At 36.2% G+C, this 20,068-nt stretch carries 20 protein-coding genes and 2 pseudogenes; 21 read left to right on the top strand and 1 reads right to left on the bottom strand.

What is annotated here, in order from left to right; all coding sequences use genetic code 11:
• The first annotated feature begins 40 nt into the window (after window positions 1-40).
• From NQZ91_01930 to NQZ91_01865, 14 genes and pseudogenes are all read left to right on the top strand, one after another.
• Window positions 41-211: a DNA recombinase gene (locus tag NQZ91_01930; protein UUM58152.1), complete on the top strand. Its 171-nt coding sequence runs from the start codon at window positions 41-43 to the stop codon at window positions 209-211.
• A 531-nt stretch (window positions 212-742) separates the two neighbouring features.
• A complete protein-coding gene (gene lsa(E), locus NQZ91_01925) occupies window positions 743-2,227 on the top strand; it encodes an ABC-F type ribosomal protection protein Lsa(E) (GenBank protein UUM58151.1) in 1,485 nt (494 codons plus the stop codon).
• Window positions 2,228-2,280: 53 nt separating this feature from the next.
• The gene (gene lnu(B) / locus NQZ91_01920; protein UUM58150.1) at window positions 2,281-3,084 is read left to right on the top strand and encodes a lincosamide nucleotidyltransferase Lnu(B); all 804 of its coding nucleotides are present in this window, start codon (window positions 2,281-2,283) and stop codon (window positions 3,082-3,084) included.
• Between the two features lie 225 nt (window positions 3,085-3,309).
• A complete protein-coding gene (locus NQZ91_01915; protein ID UUM58149.1) occupies window positions 3,310-4,065 on the top strand; it encodes a transposase in 756 nt (251 codons plus the stop codon).
• Between the two features lies 1 nt (window position 4,066).
• Window positions 4,067-4,429 (top strand): annotated as a pseudogene (locus NQZ91_01910) (class I SAM-dependent methyltransferase).
• A gap of 32 nt (window positions 4,430-4,461) precedes the next feature.
• Window positions 4,462-5,325 (top strand): aminoglycoside nucleotidyltransferase ANT(6)-Ia, encoded by an 864-nt coding sequence (locus NQZ91_01905; GenBank protein ID UUM58148.1) that lies wholly within the window; start codon window positions 4,462-4,464, stop codon window positions 5,323-5,325.
• Between the two features lie 43 nt (window positions 5,326-5,368).
• A complete protein-coding gene (locus tag NQZ91_01900) occupies window positions 5,369-5,896 on the top strand; it encodes a phosphoribosyltransferase family protein (GenBank protein UUM58147.1) in 528 nt (175 codons plus the stop codon).
• Window positions 5,897-6,027: 131 nt separating this feature from the next.
• Window positions 6,028-6,816 (top strand): aminoglycoside nucleotidyltransferase ANT(9), encoded by a 789-nt coding sequence (ant(9), locus tag NQZ91_01895; protein ID UUM58146.1) that lies wholly within the window; start codon window positions 6,028-6,030, stop codon window positions 6,814-6,816.
• A gap of 702 nt (window positions 6,817-7,518) precedes the next feature.
• Window positions 7,519-8,340 carry an AAA family ATPase gene (locus NQZ91_01890; protein UUM58145.1) on the top strand — a complete coding sequence of 274 codons (822 nt, stop codon included), beginning with the start codon at window positions 7,519-7,521 and terminating at the stop codon, window positions 8,338-8,340.
• Between the two features lie 84 nt (window positions 8,341-8,424).
• Window positions 8,425-9,375, top strand: coding sequence for a WYL domain-containing protein (locus NQZ91_01885; GenBank protein ID UUM58144.1), 951 nt, complete (start codon window positions 8,425-8,427; stop codon window positions 9,373-9,375).
• A gap of 71 nt (window positions 9,376-9,446) precedes the next feature.
• Window positions 9,447-9,902, top strand: coding sequence for a DnaA/Hda family protein (locus NQZ91_01880; GenBank protein ID UUM58143.1), 456 nt, complete (start codon window positions 9,447-9,449; stop codon window positions 9,900-9,902).
• A gap of 169 nt (window positions 9,903-10,071) precedes the next feature.
• The gene (locus NQZ91_01875) at window positions 10,072-10,602 is read left to right on the top strand and encodes an exonuclease domain-containing protein (GenBank protein UUM58142.1); all 531 of its coding nucleotides are present in this window, start codon (window positions 10,072-10,074) and stop codon (window positions 10,600-10,602) included.
• A 54-nt stretch (window positions 10,603-10,656) separates the two neighbouring features.
• On the top strand, window positions 10,657-12,435 hold the full coding sequence (locus tag NQZ91_01870; protein ID UUM58141.1) for a DUF262 domain-containing HNH endonuclease family protein: 1,779 nt from the start codon (window positions 10,657-10,659) through the stop codon (window positions 12,433-12,435).
• Window positions 12,436-12,724: 289 nt separating this feature from the next.
• Window positions 12,725-14,193: pseudogene (locus NQZ91_01865) on the top strand (IS1182 family transposase).
• Between the two features lie 63 nt (window positions 14,194-14,256).
• On the opposite strand, the gene NQZ91_01860 reads toward NQZ91_01865, so the two are convergent.
• The gene (locus NQZ91_01860; GenBank protein ID UUM58140.1) at window positions 14,257-14,556 is read right to left on the bottom strand and encodes a DUF5960 family protein; all 300 of its coding nucleotides are present in this window, start codon (window positions 14,554-14,556) and stop codon (window positions 14,257-14,259) included.
• A gap of 373 nt (window positions 14,557-14,929) precedes the next feature.
• On the opposite strand from NQZ91_01860, the gene NQZ91_01855 reads away from it, so the two are divergent.
• From NQZ91_01855 to NQZ91_01825, 7 genes are all read left to right on the top strand, one after another.
• The gene (locus NQZ91_01855; protein UUM58139.1) at window positions 14,930-15,289 is read left to right on the top strand and encodes an SAG1252 family conjugative relaxosome accessory protein; all 360 of its coding nucleotides are present in this window, start codon (window positions 14,930-14,932) and stop codon (window positions 15,287-15,289) included.
• Window positions 15,290-15,471: 182 nt separating this feature from the next.
• Entirely contained in the window at window positions 15,472-15,714 is a 243-nt protein-coding gene (locus tag NQZ91_01850) for a DUF3173 domain-containing protein (protein UUM58138.1), read from the top strand.
• Complete coding sequence (locus NQZ91_01845) at window positions 15,715-16,875, top strand: site-specific integrase (protein UUM58137.1); 1,161 nt, start codon at window positions 15,715-15,717, stop codon at window positions 16,873-16,875.
• A gap of 280 nt (window positions 16,876-17,155) precedes the next feature.
• On the top strand, window positions 17,156-17,323 hold the full coding sequence (locus tag NQZ91_01840) for a hypothetical protein (GenBank protein ID UUM58136.1): 168 nt from the start codon (window positions 17,156-17,158) through the stop codon (window positions 17,321-17,323).
• A 2-nt stretch (window positions 17,324-17,325) separates the two neighbouring features.
• Window positions 17,326-18,144, top strand: a complete 819-nt coding sequence (locus NQZ91_01835) for a replication initiator protein A (GenBank protein UUM58135.1) — start codon at window positions 17,326-17,328, stop codon at window positions 18,142-18,144.
• A 148-nt stretch (window positions 18,145-18,292) separates the two neighbouring features.
• A complete protein-coding gene (gene dcm, locus NQZ91_01830) occupies window positions 18,293-19,648 on the top strand; it encodes a DNA (cytosine-5-)-methyltransferase (protein UUM58134.1) in 1,356 nt (451 codons plus the stop codon).
• The gene (locus NQZ91_01825) at window positions 19,632-20,060 is read left to right on the top strand and encodes a hypothetical protein (GenBank protein ID UUM58133.1); all 429 of its coding nucleotides are present in this window, start codon (window positions 19,632-19,634) and stop codon (window positions 20,058-20,060) included. The genes dcm and NQZ91_01825 overlap by 17 nt, the downstream gene beginning before the upstream one ends.
• The last annotated feature ends 8 nt before the right edge of the window (window positions 20,061-20,068 follow it).

The raw sequence follows: 20,068 nt of genomic DNA, 5'->3' as shown, positions 1-20,068 counted from the left end.
TAAACTCAATTTATCAATAAATGAAATGAGGGAATGTAAAATGAAATATTTTGAGGTTGAGTTAGAAAATCCTGATGAATTTTTAAAACTACAAACAGAAGATTTTGTGAAAGCTAATCGCTTGCTACTAAGGAAGATAATCCAGAGCGTTACAGTCTATGAAGAACACTTCGTCATAGCCTTTAAATCTGGCATCGAAATGGAAATATGAAAAAGTTGTGATAATATGAAGATAAACTCACGATAAATTCAAGTCAAAAGTCAGAATTGATATAGAGTTGTAATCTTTAGAAAAAAACAGAAAAATCACAAAAGCAGAAAAATTATATTGGATTTTTGAAGATAATATGATATAATAAAAAGACTTGGAGGTGGAAGAATGTATAACTTTTCTTGCTAATTATATGATGCATAATAAGATATTTAAAGAAACGGATATAGAACCGTTTGTTTTGTTGTGCAAATTGCAAGAAAGTTAAGTATTCTACACTCAATAATACATTACAGTAACCTTATGTTATGTATAACAAAAGGTAATAATAGTATTTGTTTTTGAGCCGTAAGAATTTACTTTCTTGCGGCTTTTAATATTTGTAAAAGAAAGGAAGATAAACGTGATAGACAATGATACTATGTCATTCATGACAAAATCCTTGCAGAGTTGGATAACATTATAGAGTAATTAATGCCGAAAACCAACTTTGCTTATAAAATTTTTATAATGTAAAGGAGGAAGAGATATATGTCCTTAATAAATGTTTCAAATCTAACTTTTTCATATGAAGGAAGTTATGACAATATTTTTGAAAATGTAAGTTTTCAGATAGATACAGATTGGAAACTCGGTTTTATTGGAAGAAACGGACGCGGTAAAACTACTTTCTTAAATTTACTGCTTGGCAAATATGCGTATTCCGGCAATATAAGTTCTACAGTTAAGTTTGAGTATTTTCCTTATGATGTGGAAGATAAGAGTCTATATACAATTGAAGTAATGAAGAGTATTTGTACGGAATGTATGGATTGGGAGATTTTTCGTGAAATATCATTGCTTGATGTTCAAGAAGATGCTTTATATCGTCCGTTTAATACATTGTCAAATGGTGAGCAAACGAAGGTCCTTCTTGCAGCTTTATTCCTTACAACGAGTTGTTTCCTGCTTATTGATGAACCTACAAACCATCTTGACATCGATGCACGTAATGTAGTGCAAAACTATTTGAAACGCAAGAAGGGGTTTATTTTGGTATCTCATGATAGAAGCTTACTTGATCAATGTGTTGACCATATACTATCTATCAATAAAACGAATATCGAAATCCAAAAGGGAAATTTTACTTCTTGGTGGGAGAACAAAACGTTACAAGATAATTTTGAACTGGCAGAAAACAAGAAACTCCTTAAAGAAATAGGAAGGTTGTCTTATGCAGCAAAACGTAGTTCAAACTGGTCAAATAAAGTAGAAAAAAGTAAATATGGAACAACAAATTCTGGTTCAAAACTGGATAAGGGTTATGTTGGACATAAGGCTGCAAAAGCGATGAAACGTGCCAAAAATATTGAGTCAAGACATCAGGAAGCCGTTTTACAAAAATCAGAACTGCTCCACAACATTGAACAATATGATGACTTAAAAATTTCACCACTTGAATTTCACAAAGAGTGCTTAATAGAAGCGAATGATTTATCATTGTCTTATGGAGATAAAGAAGTATGCAGTAATCTTAATTTCAGAGTCAATATTGGTGATAGAGTTGCCATTATCGGAAAAAATGGGAGTGGTAAGTCTAGTATCCTAAAATTGATTAATGGAGATGATATTAAATTTACCGGAAATTTTATGCTAGCAAGTGGACTAAAAATTTCTTATATTTCGCAAGATACTTCATATTTAAAAGGTAATCTATCTGAATTTGCCTATAATAATAAGATCGATGAAACTCTATTTAAAACGATTCTTCGTAAACTGGATTTTAATAGAGAGCAGTTTGATAAGAACATGGTGGATTTTAGTGCTGGTCAGAAAAAGAAAGTACTAATTGCTAAAAGCCTTTGTGAAAGTGCACATTTGTATATATGGGATGAGCCATTGAACTATATTGATATTTTTTCACGTATCCAAATTGAAAAAATGATTTTGGAATATTGTCCTACACTATTGTTTGTGGAGCATGATGATGCTTTTTGCAATAACATTTGTACGAAAAATATTAATTTAGGTTTGTAGAGATTTTGAGTTGCCACAATAACTAAAAGATATTTACATGAAAGGGTGAAGAAATGTTAAAACAAAAAGAATTAATTGCAAACGTTAAGAATCTTACTGAGTCAGATGAACGAATTACAGCTTGTATGATGTATGGATCGTTTACCAAAGGAGAAGGTGACCAATACTCTGATATAGAGTTCTATATATTTTTGAAAGATAGTATAACCTCGAACTTTGATTCATCCAACTGGTTGTTTGACGTAGCTCCGTACTTGATGCTTTATAAAAATGAGTACGGAACAGAGGTAGTTATTTTTGATAATCTTATACGTGGGGAATTTCATTTCCTTTCTGAAAAAGATATGAACATAATCCCCTCGTTTAAAGATTCAGGTTATATTCCTGATACGAAGGCTATGCTTATTTACGATGAAACAGGGCAATTAGAAAATTATTTATCAGAGATAAGTGGTGCAAGACCAAATAGACTTACTGAAGAAAATGCTAATTTCTTGTTGTGTGATTTCTCTAATCTATGGTTGATGGGAATCAATGTTCTAAAAAGAGGAGAATATGCTCGTTCTTTAGAACTCTTATCACAGCTTCAAAAAAATATACTACAACTTATACGTATGGTAGAAAAAAATGCGGATAATTGGCTAAATATGAGTAAGAACCTTGAAAAAGAAATTAGCCTTGAAAATTATAAAAAGTTTGCAAAGACCACTGCTCGATTAGATAAGGTAGAATTATTTGAAGCCTATAAAAATTCCTTACTGTTAGTTATAGATTTGCGAAGTCACCTTCTTGAACAATACAACTTAAAAGTTACACATGATATTTTAGAAAGATTGTTGAATTACATTAGTGAATAGAAGAGTAACGTTATTTAGAGCATTGGTTACTAAGAATTAACAGTATACCTCGGTTTTCAAAAAACAGCGAAGTCTATGGATATGTTCCCACATACGCAAGCCCTCAGTGGATATCTTCCCTCAAAGACAATAATGTTCAAGTGACTAATTTTTGACAGCTATCCCCTCATCTCAAAACACATTGAACCTAATAAAAGACAAGAAGCACTCCTGTCGGCTCCGCAGGTGATTGTATCGATGTTGGATCGCGCGCTTGCCGCCGGAGCCACGGCCTCCTATGTCTTGATGGACAGTTGGTTCACGCACGCGCCCCTCATTGGCGAGATCGCCTCCCGCGGGCTCGACGTGATCGGCATGGTCAAGAACGACAATAAGCGTTTCCTTGTTCAAGGCCGGAAGCTGTCGCTCAAAGAACTATACACCGCAGCGTCTCCGGTGCAAAGCAAGAAACGAGGCATCCTTCGTTCGATTCGAACCGAGCTTGCCTCCGGCATACCGGTTCACGTGGTATTCGTCCGTCATCGCACGAAGAAGAACGAATGGCTCGCGGTGCTGACGACGGATCTTTCCCTCTCCGTGGAGGACGTGATCCGTATTTACGGGATCCGCTGGGACATCGAGGTCTTCTTCAAGTGCACCAAGTCGCTGCTTCGTTTGCAGAAGGAGTTTCAAGGCCGCTCCTATGATTTACTGATCAGCCATACGACGATTGTATTCTCCCGCTATATTTTGCTGGCCTGGCAGCATCGGCAAAGTACGGATGCTCGCTCGTTCGGCGGTCTGTTTTATGTGTTGTGCGACGAAGTTGGCACATTGGACTGGGCCATCGCCTTGCAGCAACTGCTCGATCTGATCAACGAAATCGCTACGAAAGCAGGAAAAAAGCTTTCGGCTCTGATTCAACGTCAACTCCAGCAATGGATTGCAACTTTACCCAGCTACATCAAGGCCTGTTTGCCCATTTCATGCTGCGAAAGTTGAGTTAGTAAAAAAGATATATAGAATACTGAAGTCTGGTGGTAAGCTAGTTTTTACGGTTGAACATCCTGTTTTTACTGCCTATGGAACACAAGACTGGCATTATAACGAAAAAGGAGAAATACTGCATTTTCCGGTGGATAATTATTATTATGAGGGCAAACGGACAGCTGTGTTTTTGGGAGAAAAGGTTACAAAATATCATAGAACACTGACCACATATCTAAATACACTGCTTTCAAATGGTTTTATAATAAATCATATTGTGGAGCCGCAGCCTCCGGAAAACATGATGGATATTCCGGGGATGCAGGATGAAATGCGCCGTCCCATGATGCTGATTGTATCGGCAAAAAAGAAGATGTAATAATATAGAAAAAATAAACGAGGAGTATGTAAATGAGATCAGAAAAAGAAATGATGGATTTAGTACTTTCTTTAGCAGAACAGGATGAACGTATTCGAATTGTGACCCTTGAGGGGTCACGCGCAAATATTAATATACCTAAAGATGAATTTCAGGATTATGATATTACATATTTTGTAAGTGATATAGAACCGTTTATATCTAATGATGACTGGCTTAATCAATTTGGGAATATAATAATGATGCAAAAGCCGGAGGATATGGAATTATTCCCACCTGAAGAAAAGGGATTTTCCTATCTTATGCTATTTGATGATTACAATAAAATTGATCTTACCTTATTGCCCTTGGAAGAGTTAGATAATTACCTAAAGGGCGATAAATTAATAAAGGTTCTAATTGATAAAGATTGTAGAATTAAAAGGGACATAGTTCCGACTGATATAGATTATCATGTAAGAAAGCCAAGCGCAAGGGAGTATGATGATTGCTGCAATGAATTTTGGAATGTAACACCTTATGTTATTAAAGGATTGTGCCGCAAAGAGATACTGTTTGCAATCGATCATCTGAACCAGATTCTACGGTTTGAACTACTTAGGATGATGTCGTGGAAGGTTGGGATAAAGACAGAATTTTCATTAAGTGTTGGGAAAAATTATAAGTATATTAACAAATACATTGATGAAGATCTATGGAATAGATTATTATCTACATATCGCATGGATTCCTATGAAAATATTTGGAAGTCATTATTTATATGCCACCAATTGTTCAGGGAAGTGTCCAAAGAGGTAGCAGAACTACTGGGGTTTGATTATCCAGAGTATGGTAAGAACATAACAAGATATACCGAGGACATGTATAAAAAATATGTTGAAAATGACTATTTTTAAAGATTAGCAAAGATTATTAACCATAAGCAAGGGGTGTAAATGTATGGAAAGTACTGATGTTATAAATGAAATTAGAGGTATATTACCTCGTAACTCAATTGGAAAATATGATTTACTAACTATTTTTACACATAAAACCGTTTTTGATAAAATTGTAAAAGTACTATCATTGGATTTTCAAAATAAAGTAGATTATGTGGCTGCCCCAGAAGCAATTGGATGGATACTAGGCACTGCCATAGCCAAAGAACTTGGAGTGGGGTTTATTGGAGTAAGAAAAGGTGATAAGCTGCCATACGCAAAAGAAGAGATTATTTCGACACATTTTACCGACTATTCAGGTCAAGATAAAAGCTTTGAAATATCTAAGAGTTCTATTGTGAGGAACAAAAGAGTTTTGATTGTAGATGATTGGATAGAGACAGGTTCTCAAATGAAGGCTTTAATAGCTTTGTTAGAGAAATTGGATTGCAGCATTATTGGGTTGGCTACTATTGGGATTGATATAAATGAGGTTACTCAAAAATGGATAGACAGCAGTTTTGTAGCTTATATTGGCTCAAACATATAATAAACCGAAAGAAAATCTTGAATCAAAATTTTGGATGGCGTTAATTTACAATACAACGAAAGATGTTTACTCTTTTTTTATAAATTTTAAGAGGCGTTAAAAAACAGTTTTCAGACGAAAGGAGATCGAAGTTGAGTATAGATTTAAGTAACAAAAAAATTCCGAAAGAAGCAATTCAAGCATTAAAAACTATAGCGGAACTACTTGATAATATGTTAATTGGGGTGTATTTGTATGGTTCGGCAGTAATGGGTGGTTTACGTATGAATAGCGATGTAGATATTTTGGTAATAACAAATCAAAGTTTATCTGAAAAAACTCGAAGGAATCTTACAAATAGGTTAATGCTTATATCTGGGAAAATAGGAAACATAAAAGATATGAGGCCTCTTGAAGTTACGGTCATAAATCAAAAGGATATTGTCCCTTGGCATTTCCCCCCCAAATATGAATTTATGTATGGCGAGTGGCTAAGAGAGCAGTTTGAAAAGGGAGAAATTCCTGAGTCGACTTATGATCCGGATTTAGCAATACTTTTAGCACAACTAAGAAAAAATAGTATTAACCTTTTGGGACCAAAGGCAACAGAAGTAATTGAGCCTGTGCCAATGACAGATATTCGAAAAGCAATTAAAGAATCGTTGCCCGGGTTGATAACTAGCATTAAAGGTGACGAACGCAATGTGATTTTAACTTTAGCCAGAATGTGGGTGACAGCATCTACTGGTGAAATCAGATCAAAAGATCTGGCAGCTGAATGGGCAATACCTCAATTACCCTTTGAGTATGCCATTTTACTTGACAAAGCAAGCAAGGCTTATCTGGGAGAGTATATTGATAAGTGGAAAGGAATGGAGTCTGAGGTGACTGAACTCGTTAATTATATGAAGAAGTCTATAGAATCTTCCCTTAATCTCTAAAAGGCTGGTGTTGAGAATTCCATTGATAGGTTCTCTCATACCGAAATTTCTTAAAATGGTCAAAAACCGCTGGATATGTTCCCGTCTACCGATAGTTCCAAAAATGCTGCTGATATGTTTCCACAGACGGGCAAAGTAATATGACATCAATGCCATCAACTCGAGCCACGTAGAGTGTGTTGCTCTGCTCGTAAAAGCCTGAAACCTTTGAACGAAAGCATCTTAAAAAGCCTTGGAGACAAGGCTTTTTAGCTTGGGGTGGGGAAGTATCAGAGTGAGAAAATTTTTGAGTGGGTAGAAGTGATATCTAGAAATTATTAGTTTCTATTTCCATTTATCCTGTGGGTACGTGTTTGTTTCCATTGACAAGGAGTTTGTGGGAATAGAAATGTACCCACCCTATTGATGAAACCAAGTAAGCTTTAGTCTAGGGAAATTAAGTAGAAGAAAAGTGATATTAACAATATAAAAAAGCACCTTGAAATGCTTGGTTTCAAGGTGGATTATAATTGCATGAATTGGTTCATTTATTAACGTTTACTTGTTTCGAAAGAAGTGCTGTATTACTGAATTTTATAGTGGAATTGTTAGGATTATTTATTAATATTTGAAAGGTTAGAATAAAATCATTATAACGGACAATTACTGTCCATTCTTTTTTGTAAACTCATATCATCAATAAACTATTAGAGGTGGTCAAAAATGATGAAATTCGAAGCTGAAAAGTTGAAGGAATTAAAATGTAGTGGCTTGGAGACAGGCTTTTATGACTTTGATAAGTTAACAACTGGTTTGCATGAGGGGCAGCTAATCATCTTGGCAGCTCGTCCTGCAATTGGAAAAACAGCTTTTGCTCTAAATATAGCTCAAAATGTGGCTCGAAGTTCGAAAAAAGCTGTAGTATTCTTTTCTCTTGAGACGCAGGAGAAAATCCTCGTAAAACGGCTCCTAGCTAATCAGGAGGAACACACAGAGCAACATACCATTACACGGAAAAAAACGGTTGAGGACTTGAAGAGGCATTCCATTGTTCAGAGTCAGCTGACAGATTTTCCTATTTTTATTGATGACTCAGTCGGATTAAGGGTTATAGATATTAGGGATAAGGTAGGGCGTTTAGCCAATAAGACGAACGGGCTAGGGTTAATTATCATTGACTATCTCCAGCTAATCCAAGGATCACGGTTGGAAAATCGTCAGCAGGAAGTATCTGAAATCGTACATCAGTTGAAAACCCTTGCTAAGGAATTGAAAGTGCCAGTTATCGCTCTGTCTCAGGTCTGTCGTAGCGTTGAGCAACGGGAGGACAAGAGGCCGATTTCGAGTGATTTGCGGGAGTTAGAGACTAGTATGGAGCAGGATGCTGATATTATCGCTTTTCTCTATCGTGATGACTACTACCAAGAGAAAACAGTCTGTCAGGCGGAATGTAATCTGACGGAGCTAATTATTAGAAAGAATCAGAACGGGAGACTTGGGACGGTAAAGCTGTATTTTTACAAGAATTTGAATCGTTTTTTGTAAAAATATTAACCTTGAAAAAGTCGGGAAATCATTGAATAGGGACTACTTGAGGTGTTATAATGTTTCTAAGGAATTGAGGTAAATATGAACGATCAAGAACGCTTACTAACGATTTTTCTACGTTTGCAATCAGGTGCCCATCTAGCAAAATCACAGCTCGCTGATGAGTTTGGAGTTAGTGAAAAAACGATTCAGAGAGATTTTTCTCTTTTGGGGAATTTCTTGGAATCACAGCCAATAGTTGCAGCGGAACTTGCCTATGATGCAAAATACCATACCCGTTATCTAAAAGGAAAATCATTATTTAATAAAAAGGATATTTTGGTTATATCAAAGATTTTGTTAGAGAACCGTTCTTTGAACAAGGAAGAAAATAAGTCTCTTATCGATAGTTTATTAGCTTTGGTTTCTAAAGAGGAACAAAAAGAGGTTTACCAGATTATTGCAAGTGAATTGCTAAATTATGCGCCATTGTCTGATACTCAAAATCGAATTGATAAAATTTGGGAATGGTCGGAAATGATTCGAAAAGAGTTGGTTCTAAATATCCGGTATCAGTCACCTTATAATACTGAAAAACAACATACGATTCTTCCTGTATCCCTTTACTATGATGTACATTACTTTTATGTTGTAGCATACAATTTGACTTTTGAGTCGTATATGACCTTAAAATTGGATAGAATTATAGATTGGAAAATATCAAAAGAAAAGAAACCACAGATTTCTTATGGGGAGAAGTTTCGTGATGGAGAAATACGGAACAAACGTGTTGATCCCTTTATGGGACGAGAGTTGACGATTAGAGTTCAATTTGCCTATGACCCTACCATTGTAACGGATCAATTTCCAACAGCCAGAATCATTGAACATACACCCGAAGGCGTTATCGTTGAATTTATCAGTCAAGACACACCAGGATTGAAACGCTGGCTGCTAAGTCAAGCAGATGCTTTGACTGTGCTTTCTCCTGCAACGTTAGTAAATGATATGAAGAATTTTCTCAAAAAAATGCAACAAAATTATGACAAATAGAATAGGTGGACAAATATTGTCCACGATTCCTTTTATAATAAACGTATCAAGTTATAAATGAGGTACAAAAGATGAAATCAATCAACAAGAATCAGACATTTGAGAATTTTTCGGTCAATGATGGAAATGCTTGGGCTTTAACTGCATTAAAGACAGTTATTAAGGATAAGAATTACTATAATCCGGTTTATATATACGGTGAAGAGGGAGTTGGGAAATCTCATTTGCTAAATGCTACAAACAATGCACTGCTATCTGAACAAAATCAGGTAATCTTATTATCAGCAGAAAATTTAACCAATCATTTAGTAGAAAATCTCACCTATTCCGAATTTGACTATATCTTAATTGATGATTTGAATCTTATGCCTAAAGACATCATTCTAGAGGAACAACTCGCAATGTTGATTGAAAAAAACAAGAAACAGCTAATTATTTCATCAACTGTCACTCCCAAAGACTTAGAAGTTAGTAGTAAATTACAGGAAAGATTACAATGGGGACTAACAACAAGTATGACACCCTAAAATCAATGATTAGTAAATTTAAATAGGAAGGAGAAATCTAACATGCAAGAATGGATTGTTGTTGATCAGTTTGGTAATATGATTGCACAAGGGTTCTATGATAAACAATCAGCTGAATTTTATGCAAAAAATATTCCAAATGCTAGTGTAGTGAAGAAGTAGGTGAAAAATGGTTCAGGAAGTACAAAAAAACGATTTCCAATTAAGTGACTATGTGGTATTTGACATCGCGACATCAGGTCTTTCTCCAAAGGACTCATCTTTGCTTGGAATCTTTGCTATTAAGATTGAAAAAGGAGAGATAGTTGAACGGTTTAGAAGAATTGTCAAATTGCAGGGCGAATTATCAGAATTTATAACTGATGTGACGAAGATAACCAACGAAATGATGAAGAGAGGTGAATCAGCAGAGCAAGTGTTAAATGATTTTCAAGTATTTTGTGGTAGTTTGACTCTTGTTGCCCATAATGCTGAGTTTGAAGTGAATTTTTTGAATTATAATTTTCAAAAGTATGGTTTTCAAGCCTTGAATCAACCAGTGATTGATTCACTAGAATTAGTACGAAAGGCTTACCCAGAATTAAAACGGTATTCTTTGACTCAATTAGCACAATTTTTTGACTTTGATACAAATAATCAAAATCCAGAATTTGGAGCTGAAACGACACGAATGCTTCTTGACGAACTCAGAGTGTTTTGATAAAGTTAAGACGAGTTCTAATTTTGGATTGAAGATAAGTTGAAAGGATTAACAATGAACAAAAAAATCGATTCAGAAAATCAAACAATTAAGGCTTATTTTGAGAGTAAGAATGAATTTTACATTCCTAGCTATCAACGTCCATATGCTTGGCAAGTATCCCAATGTGAAAAATTGATAGAAGATATCGAACGTCATCAGGAAAATTTTGATAAAGATACTCAAGACAATTATTTCTTTGGTACTATTTTGATTGCACAAGAAACAGGTGAGGAGCATGAAGTGGCTTTAATTGATGGCCAGCAGAGGACAACGACTTTTATGTTGCTTTTGAAAGCCCTGCTCTTGAGAATAAAAGAAGAATTGGTTAAGATTTCACCGTCTTCTCTTGAAGGTGAGCGTTTGCGTGATAAATTAATATCCTTAAAGGGGATGATTATCAAAATGCTTTATCATCTAAATGAAGACGATGAGTATCTTTATACGAAGCGAGATGAGTACCAACTTCAAGCCATAGATCTTAAATATGTCAATGATTCAATTTCTGAACTGCACAAGGATGACTTCGTGACGATATTGTTGGGTGAAAGTTATTCTGGCATTACCAATGCTGTTAAAAAAATTGAAAACCGACGGAAAGACAATAAGTACACAAATTTTTTCAAGAATTTCCGATATTTTTATAGAGAATTAGAAACTAAAAATAATTTACAACTCGCTGAATTTGCTGAGCATTTTGTTATGTATTGTCAGGTCATTGCCATTACCAGTTATAATACTGATCAGGCCATTAATATCTTTAATTCATTGAACGGTACAGGCTTGCCATTAACACCTATCGAAGTCATTGTTTCTCAAACAACTGCTAATGCTAAAGAACGAAAGGTCTTTGAAGAAAACTGGCGGAGTATTGTTGAGAAAACTGATCATTCGCGTTTAAATTTGAACAGTTTAATAACGCACTATATCTTTGTCAAATTGGCACAATTCCAATCTGAAACGAGAAACCCAGGGGTATCTGCTTTTTTCAATAAGAATAATCAGTTGTTAAGAGAAGATGTTCTATTCACAATGGAGTTAGATCAAATATTAACTATTTTTGAGTCTTATTTAGGCAGTCCGGAGGGTATGATTCTTGATAAATTCAATAACAATTTAAAACCATTTGCCACGAGTTTTCAATTTTACAAAGGTTGTGAAAATGAGTTTTTGATTTACTTAATAAAACTTGGTGCATTACTTGATTTGTCAGAAAGTCCTTATAGTAGTTCAAAATTTAAAGGCTTCTTGGAGAAAATTAATCTTAAATTTAGTAAGAAGGAGGTCGCTCCAGAAGAAATTATTTCGGAAATGAAGCAACATATTGCTAGTGAATTTAATAAGCAGGAAATTGAAGAGACGTTATTGGAGAGTGGTGTTCCAACATCTTTGGTCTATTTAAACGACTACCTTTATGCAAAGGAAAAAGGAGAAATTTTTAGTCTCTCAAATCAAGTAGATATTGAACATATTATGTCCCAAAGCGGTCAAAATCGAGAGAATATTATGGCAGATGCTGGTTTTACAGATGCTTCAGAATTTAAAGAGTATGCTGAAAAGTTGGGGAATAAAATTCTTTTAGAAGCTGATATCAATCGAGCAATTGGGGATAGTTGGTTTAGAACCAAAAAAATGTACACGATTGCAGACAAAAAGGGGTATATTGGAAGCCGGTATGTAATTGCTAAATCATTAACAAATTATCCAAAAGATACGTGGGATAAAGAAGATATAGATAAAGCAACGACGAAGGCAGCTAAACGAATTACAGATTTTATTTTTAATGAAAAATGAATGTAAAAGTCGACAGTAACTGAGCGAGGATAACTTTAGTTTAGCATTTGAATTAAGATAGTTTCAATGATACTAACTATAGGAATGCTAAAGTCTGTTTTAGGTTTTAATCCATAACTGTAACATTGGAAACATGGTTTCCATATACTTAATATGATAAAGGAAAAAGCCTTACAAGGCTTCAGAATGAAGACAAAGTCGTTAGAATTATATTTCTAACGGCTTTTTCATATGTAAAGTAGTATAATAGAGATAGGAATACTAGCTAATAAGCAGAGGGAGAATCGCTATGTTACACAAAGAAAATCCAGACTACAATCGCGGTCAATTTGGTTTCTACAGTTTAGATGACCTTGTTCCTCAAGATCATCTCCTTCGTCAAATAGAGGAAGCTATTGACTTCTCCTTTATCTATGACTTAGTCGCAGATAGCTATAGCGATGATACAGGGCGTCCTAGTCTTGACCCTATTCTGCTCATTAAAATTCCAATCCTTCAGTGTCTCTTCGGCATTCGTTCCATGCGTCAAACCATTAAGGAAATCGAAGTCAACACTGCCTACCGTTGGTTTCTTGGTCTTCGACTGGATGATAAGGTGCCTCATTTCACTACCTACGGAAAGAACTATGTCCGTCGTTTTCAAGATAGACAAGTTATTGAAGGCATTTTCACCCATATCTTAGGTCTCTGCGTCAATGCAGGCTTCATAGATCCAACAGAAATTTTCATTGACGGTACCCATATCAAGGCTGCGGCGAATAATCGTAAATTCATCAATCGTGAAATTGAAAAGCAAGCCAAGTTTATGAGTGACCAGCTAGAGATTGAAATTAACAGGGATAGAGAAAAGCATGCAAAAAAGCCGCTAGGGCCCGCAAAAGAGGAGGGACCCATCGCTAAGAAAATTTCTACAACTGACCCTGAAAGTGGCTGGTTTCATAAAGGGGACCATAAGGAAGTATTTGCTTATACAGCTCAGGTTGCTTGTGACAAGCATGGTTGGGCTCTGGCTTATAGCGTGGAGGCTGGCAATGTCCATGACAGTCAGGCCTTTCCTGTACTCTTCGCTAAACTCCAACCCTTTCAGCCTAGCTTTCTCATAGCTGATTCTGGCTATAAGACCCCAAGTATCGCTCGCTTCCTCCTAGAACAAGAGATTACTCCTGTCTTTCCTTATACACGACCGAAAGGAAAGAAGGGAAAACTACGCTCTAAGTACTTTGTTTATGATGAATACTATGACTGTTATATCTGCCCTGAGAATCAGGTCTTAAACTATCGCACAACCACCAGAGAAGGCTATCGGGAATATAAGAGTGATCCAGCTATCTGTGCTACTTGTCCACTCTTATCCATTTGTACAGAAAGCAAGAACAAGCAGAAAGTGGTAACTCGACATGTTTGGAAAGATGCTTTAGAGACCTGTGAAGAGATTCGGCACAGGAAAGGTATGAAGGAGCTTTACCAGAAACGGAAAGAAACCATTGAACGCCTCTTTGGGACAGCCAAAGAGTACCACAATCTCCGTTATACAAGAGAGAAAGGCAAGTCCAAAATGGAAGATAAAGTTGGACTGACTTTGGCATGTTTAAATCTCAAGAAATTGGTAAAAATGAGGGCAGGAAAGCCTTTTTATATGGTACAAATAACCACTATGCTGGCAAAAAGACCGACTATCAGACCAAAAAACAGAAAAAGACAAACATCAATCGAGATGTTTGTCTTCATTCTGAAGCCTTACAAGGCTTTTTTCTTTGAGTGAGGAGTATAAAAAACAATCAATAACTCTATTTCCATATACCTAGATTTATGTCTAAGATTCTATTTTTGTGCTAAGTAAGTTGTTGTATTCTTGTAAGAATATCGGTAGATTAGTGGATTCTCTTCTAAGGTTCTTACTTCAAATATGAAGAAGTGATCGCGGTTATCTTTGGACTTTTCCTTATTGAGGACAAAGTAATTCTTATGTGAAGTCGCCATTGTTTTGAGGGTATCATCGGTCAGGAAGGTCAATGGAATATTCATGTTGGAGTATCGGTAGAAGTCACGTTCAAAATCTTGGTAACTCTCGCTGTAATAGTCCATTTGCAGGTGATTACGCTGAAACTCAAGCTGATTCATAAAGCACCTCCTCAACAAGTTCAATACTAATAATAAGTTCATTATAAAGTATTAAAGAGAGCATTTAGTTCTCTTTTTATTATGCTTTATTGAGTGATGTGATAACTTTTCCAAATCATCCTTGTTATCCTAATATCATTCCTAAGAAAATCAAGTCTTGATTTTTTGTTGGGGGTTGGGGGGCAAAGCCACCAAGTTATCTTATCGTTGGCTGTCAAAACTGGAAAGTTTTGGTCTGCTGGCGATATGATTTTTTGGGGATTGTGACCACAATGCCTGAGCTCGCAAAGACCCAACAAGGTCTTTAGGGAATTTCCCGTATGACATACGGGGTCGGGGATTACCCGAGAAAGGATAAAAAGGAGAAAATAACATGTCTGAACAATATAGAGATATTCGAAAAGAAATAAATTTAACAGCCAATGAGTTAAAACAAATTGAACAATTAATGAGGGAGAAGCGTTATCGACACTTTTCACCATTTGTCAGAGATCAATTATTAATGACTGATGATAAACAGTTAACTGCTAAAGAGTGGTTTTCATTTTGGAAAACTCAAAAGTTAGAACAGATTGGACGTGATGTTCATGAAATTATGACTGTCGCAAGAGTGAATAATCAAGTGACTCAGGAACATGTATCTATTTTATTGACCTGTGTTCAAGATTTAATTTTCGAAGTTAGTCAGATGCAACCACTGAGTAGAGAGTTTCGTGAAAAGTATATAGGTTAGTAGATTTAATTTTATAGTGTATAGCTGTTTTAATCCTAGGGATTTACTTACTTTAATTTTAAGTAATGAAAGTTTTAAAGTAGTATTTTAGAAATGACTGTACTGTGATAACTTTTTCAAACATAAATTGGTACTTTACTATTATCTGAGAGTTTATCAGAATAAAATAGAAGGAGTATCCAATGGAAACTATTACACATAAAAATATTATGAAACTTGGCTTTTCTAAGACAGCATCAAAGCTGATTATTAGAGAAGCTAAAGCAATAGCTGTTGAACAATTTTATACTAGTCATTTAGATAACAATGCGGTAAAATTAAGAAAATCGCCTTTTGATAATAGACGATTAGACTTAGCTCCTAAAGTTATCGTAGAGGAGTTGCTCGGTTTTCCAATAACTGATGAAAGAAAGGAAAACAGATAAATGTCTAAGAAATATAAAGGTGTATTTAGAGATGATAAAGGTAGGATATATTGTCAAACTGAATTTAAGGTATCTGCAACTGGGAAACGTCAACGTTTTAAACGTTATCGAAATATGTGGGGAAAATCTTTCACGACAGAGAAAGAAGCTTATGATGAGCTTTGTCGAGCAAGAGTTGAGTTTTATGATAAATTCGATTATTCAGATTATAATTTAACATTTGCTCAGTACATGGAAGATATTTTCTTACCGTATTATAGACAAACGGTACAGGATTCAACCTATAGAACTGCAATCACTCATTTTACTTTATTTATAGAGGAATTCGGTAAAATGAAATTGCGTGATATTAAGCCACGTGATTGCGAGAGATTTCGATTGAAACTTATAGCAAATCATTCTCCTAATTATGCAAAATGTGTTTGGATCCGTTTCAAACAATGTTTAGGATATGCGGAAAGAATGGAATATATTAAAACTTTCCCATGTAAGAGTCTTGATAATCCGAAAGGGAAGCGACCAGATACAAAATTTTGGACATTCGACGAGTTCAAAAAAGTTATTGCAACCTTTGATATAGAAGACTATGAAGATTTACATCGCTTTACGACAACTTGGTTATACTACATGACGGGGGTGCGAGTCAGTGAAGGTTTTGCTTTATTGTGGTCTGACTATGATAAAGAGAATAAGCGAATTTTTGTCCATTCAACTTTAGAAGCGTTAAAAGGTGGTATTTATCGTATAAAAGACCAGACTAAAACGGATGCAGGGGTTCGATTTGTTGATCTAGATGATGAAACGATTAATGTCTTAGAACGTTGGAGAAAAGTTCAAGTTGCTAATTCTGATGATAACTACATCTTATCTAAGTTTGGTGAACCTATGGTTAAGAGTACCTTAACTAGAATGTTGAAGAGACAGGCTAAGTTAGCAGGAGTACCTGAGATAACTGGTAAAGGATTGAGACATAGTCATGATTCATTTATGATCAATGTTCTAGGAAAAGATGTTTTAGCAGTCTCTCAACGTTCAGGTAGAATTGATAAAGCTACAACTCTAAATACTTATTCTCATTTTTACAATGCTAGAAAGCAGACAGTAGGTAATGAGATAACAGAATTATTGAAAAAGGAGGGTGTTTCATCAACACCCCGATAAGGACCACTATCAATAATATTTGACTAAAAAATGCATAATACTAAGGTTTAAAAGCGATTTGCTTATGTTACTCTTAAATAAGAGTCACATCATAATTAGATTGCGGAATCCCTATTTACCAGTCTTTGAGAGCGATAAGCGATTGATAGAAACTGATAAATTGATTTGGTTTCCTGCCAAAAATCCTGCCAAAAATTCTTTGGCAGGATTTTTGTTTTAATAAATTTTCGGGGGTAGACATTAAATTGTCTACCCCTTTTTTTGCGTTTTGGAGGTAATCATGCAAAAGAAGGAAAAATCATCACGCCAAATCGTGATGTGCCATCTCGTGGCTATTTTAGGAGTTGATATTGAGAAAGCAACTCATCTGGTTGATGAATTGGAACAAGTAGGTTTAATCCGATTTGATGAATTCGGAAATGTTGGACTTTTAGTCTTGGAGGGATAATCATGAAACGTATTACCGCTAATCAGTATCAGACATCAGAGCGTTATTATAAACTCCCAAAAGTCTTGTTTGAGAGTGAACGTTATAAGGATATGAAGCTGGAGGTTAAGGTAGCCTACGCGGTTTTAAAAGATCGGTTGGAGTTGTCTTTGAGTAAAGGTTGGATTGATGAGGATGGGGCTATTTATTTGATTTATTCCAATTCAAATCTGATGGCACTATTAGGCTGTTCAAAGTCAAAATTACTTTCAATCAAAAAAAACTTACGTGACTATGGCTTAATTGATGAAGTCCAACAGTCCTCTAGTGAAAGAGGTCGAATGGCAAATAAAATTTACTTGGGGGAATTAGAACATGAAACTACCCCAGTCTTACATACAGACGGGGCTAGTGTTAAAAAAACACTAGGGGGGTCTCAAAGAAAGACGGGGCCGGTCTTAAATTCAGCCCCTAGTGAGACTGAAGGAAGTGAGACTAAATATAGTGAAACTAAAGGGAGTGATTTCCTTATTGAGGACGAGGAGGAGAGGCAGCAAGTAGATGAGAAACAAGAAGAGAACTTTACTTCAAAAGTCGATGGCGTGACCAAGTACGATCGAGATTATATTTGGGGTTTGGTTCATGACCAGTTAAGACAGACAGGTCTATCTCAGTCGGCTAGTGACTATGCCATGATTTATTTTAGTGACCGTTATCAGTATGCATTGGAACATATGCGATTTGCTCGGTCAGCGGAAGTAATAGCTGAATACGTATTTAATGGTGTGCTGTCAGAGTGGACCAAGCAACTGAGACGACAAGAAGTAAAAGGAGGTGATTAAGTTGATTTGGTGGATACTAGGTGAAATCTATCTGATTTCTATCGTCATTTTGATTGTTGAAATCATCCGTGCACCAGAAATGGATGAACATATATAAGCAAGAGTTTTACAAGTGTAAGGCACTTTTTTAGTTGGAAAGAGAGGAAAAATGAAATTTTTAGATTTATTTGCTGGGATAGGCGGTTTTAGACTAGGGATGGAATCACAGGGTCATAAATGCCTGGGCTTTTGTGAAATTGATAAATTTGCCAGAACATCTTATAAAGCCATGTTTAACACAGAAGGGGAAATAGAATACCATGATATTAAAGAGGTCACAGACCATGACTTTAGACAATTTAGAGGGCAAGTCGACATCATCTGCGGGGGATTTCCTTGCCAAGCTTTTTCACTCGCAGGAAGACGACTGGGATTTGAAGATACTCGAGGGACTCTCTTTTTTGAGATTGCTCGAGCGGCCAAACAAATCCAACCACGTTTTCTATTTTTGGAAAACGTCAAAGGCCTACTCAATCACGACGAGGGACGGACGTTCGCCACAATCCTCTCCACGTTGGATGAACTGGGGTATGATGTCGAATGGCAGGTGCTTAACAGTAAGGACTTCCAAGTCCCGCAAAACAGAGAGCGGGTCTTTATTATCGGACATTCTAGAAGATACCGTTCCAGATTCATATTTCCTCTCAGAAGAGAAAACAGCCCAGCTCATCTTGAAAGGCTAGGAAATATCAATCCCTCTAAACGTGGTTTGAATGGTGAAGTCTATCTGACGAGTGGACTTGCTCCTACACTAACAAGAGGTAAAGGAGAGGGAGCTAAAATCGCCATTCCAGTCTTAACACCAGATAGACTAGAAAAACGGCAACATGGTCGTCGATTTAAGGACAATCAAGACCCTATGTTTACTTTGACCAGTCAAGACAGACACGGAGTTGTTGTAGCAGGAAATCTGCCGACTAGCTTTGACCAGACTGGAAGAGTATTCGACACTTCTGGCTTGTCACCGACTTTGACCACCATGCAAGGTGGAGACAAGGTGCCAAAGATTTTGCTGAGGGAGGAGCTGCCATTTCTGAAAATCAAGGAAGCCACAAAAAAAGGGTACGCAAAGGCAACTCTTGGAGATTCTGTCAATCTGGCTTATCCAGACTCAACCAAACGTAGGGGACGAGTGGGAAAGGGAATATCCAATACCTTGACAACTTCAGACAATATGGGAGTGGTGGTTGCTGCTCTGGAATATCGACAGGATAAGTGGTATGAAGTCACAGGTATTGTCTTAGAGGGGAAACTTTATCGCCTGAGAATAAGACGACTGACACCAAGAGAGTGTTTCAGACTTCAAGGCTTTCCTGACTGGGCTTATGAAAGAGCAGAGAGTGTTTCTAGTAAGAGCCAACTATACAAACAGGCCGGCAATAGCGTGACTGTCACAGTTATTGAAGCCATTGCGAGAGAATTTAGAAGAACGGAAGAGGAAGAAAAACATGAATCTACTACATAAGAAAAGTATCCTAGAGTGTACTGAATTAGATGAACATATTCACCAAGTTGAAACCAATCAGTTATTACAAAAGATACTGTCGCTCCCCAATTTTGATTGTGACTTTGAGGTGACTTTTGAAGATGATTACCACAAAGAGATGAATGATCCCCTATTCTACGAATCCAATCTTCATCGAATTTCGGATTTTATGGAAACTAGGGATATTAAAAATGGTGTAGATACATTATTGACGAAAGACAATCACTTGGCCTTTCGTGCCTTTGGTGAAAATTATTCTGCTAGAGGAAAGGATGGCATTTTAACGACTTTAGTGATAGTCAAGTGCTTTGGTGAAGGACGGATGCCCATTGATATGAGTCGCTATTTCTCAACTCCTGAACCAACAGTTGAAAATAGCCTAATCCTATAAGGAGGTGC

It is taken from the genome of Streptococcus suis (assembly GCA_024583055.1).
Lineage (GTDB): Bacteria > Bacillota > Bacilli > Lactobacillales > Streptococcaceae > Streptococcus > Streptococcus suis_V.
This window is presented reverse-complemented; position numbering and strand designations above follow the sequence as displayed.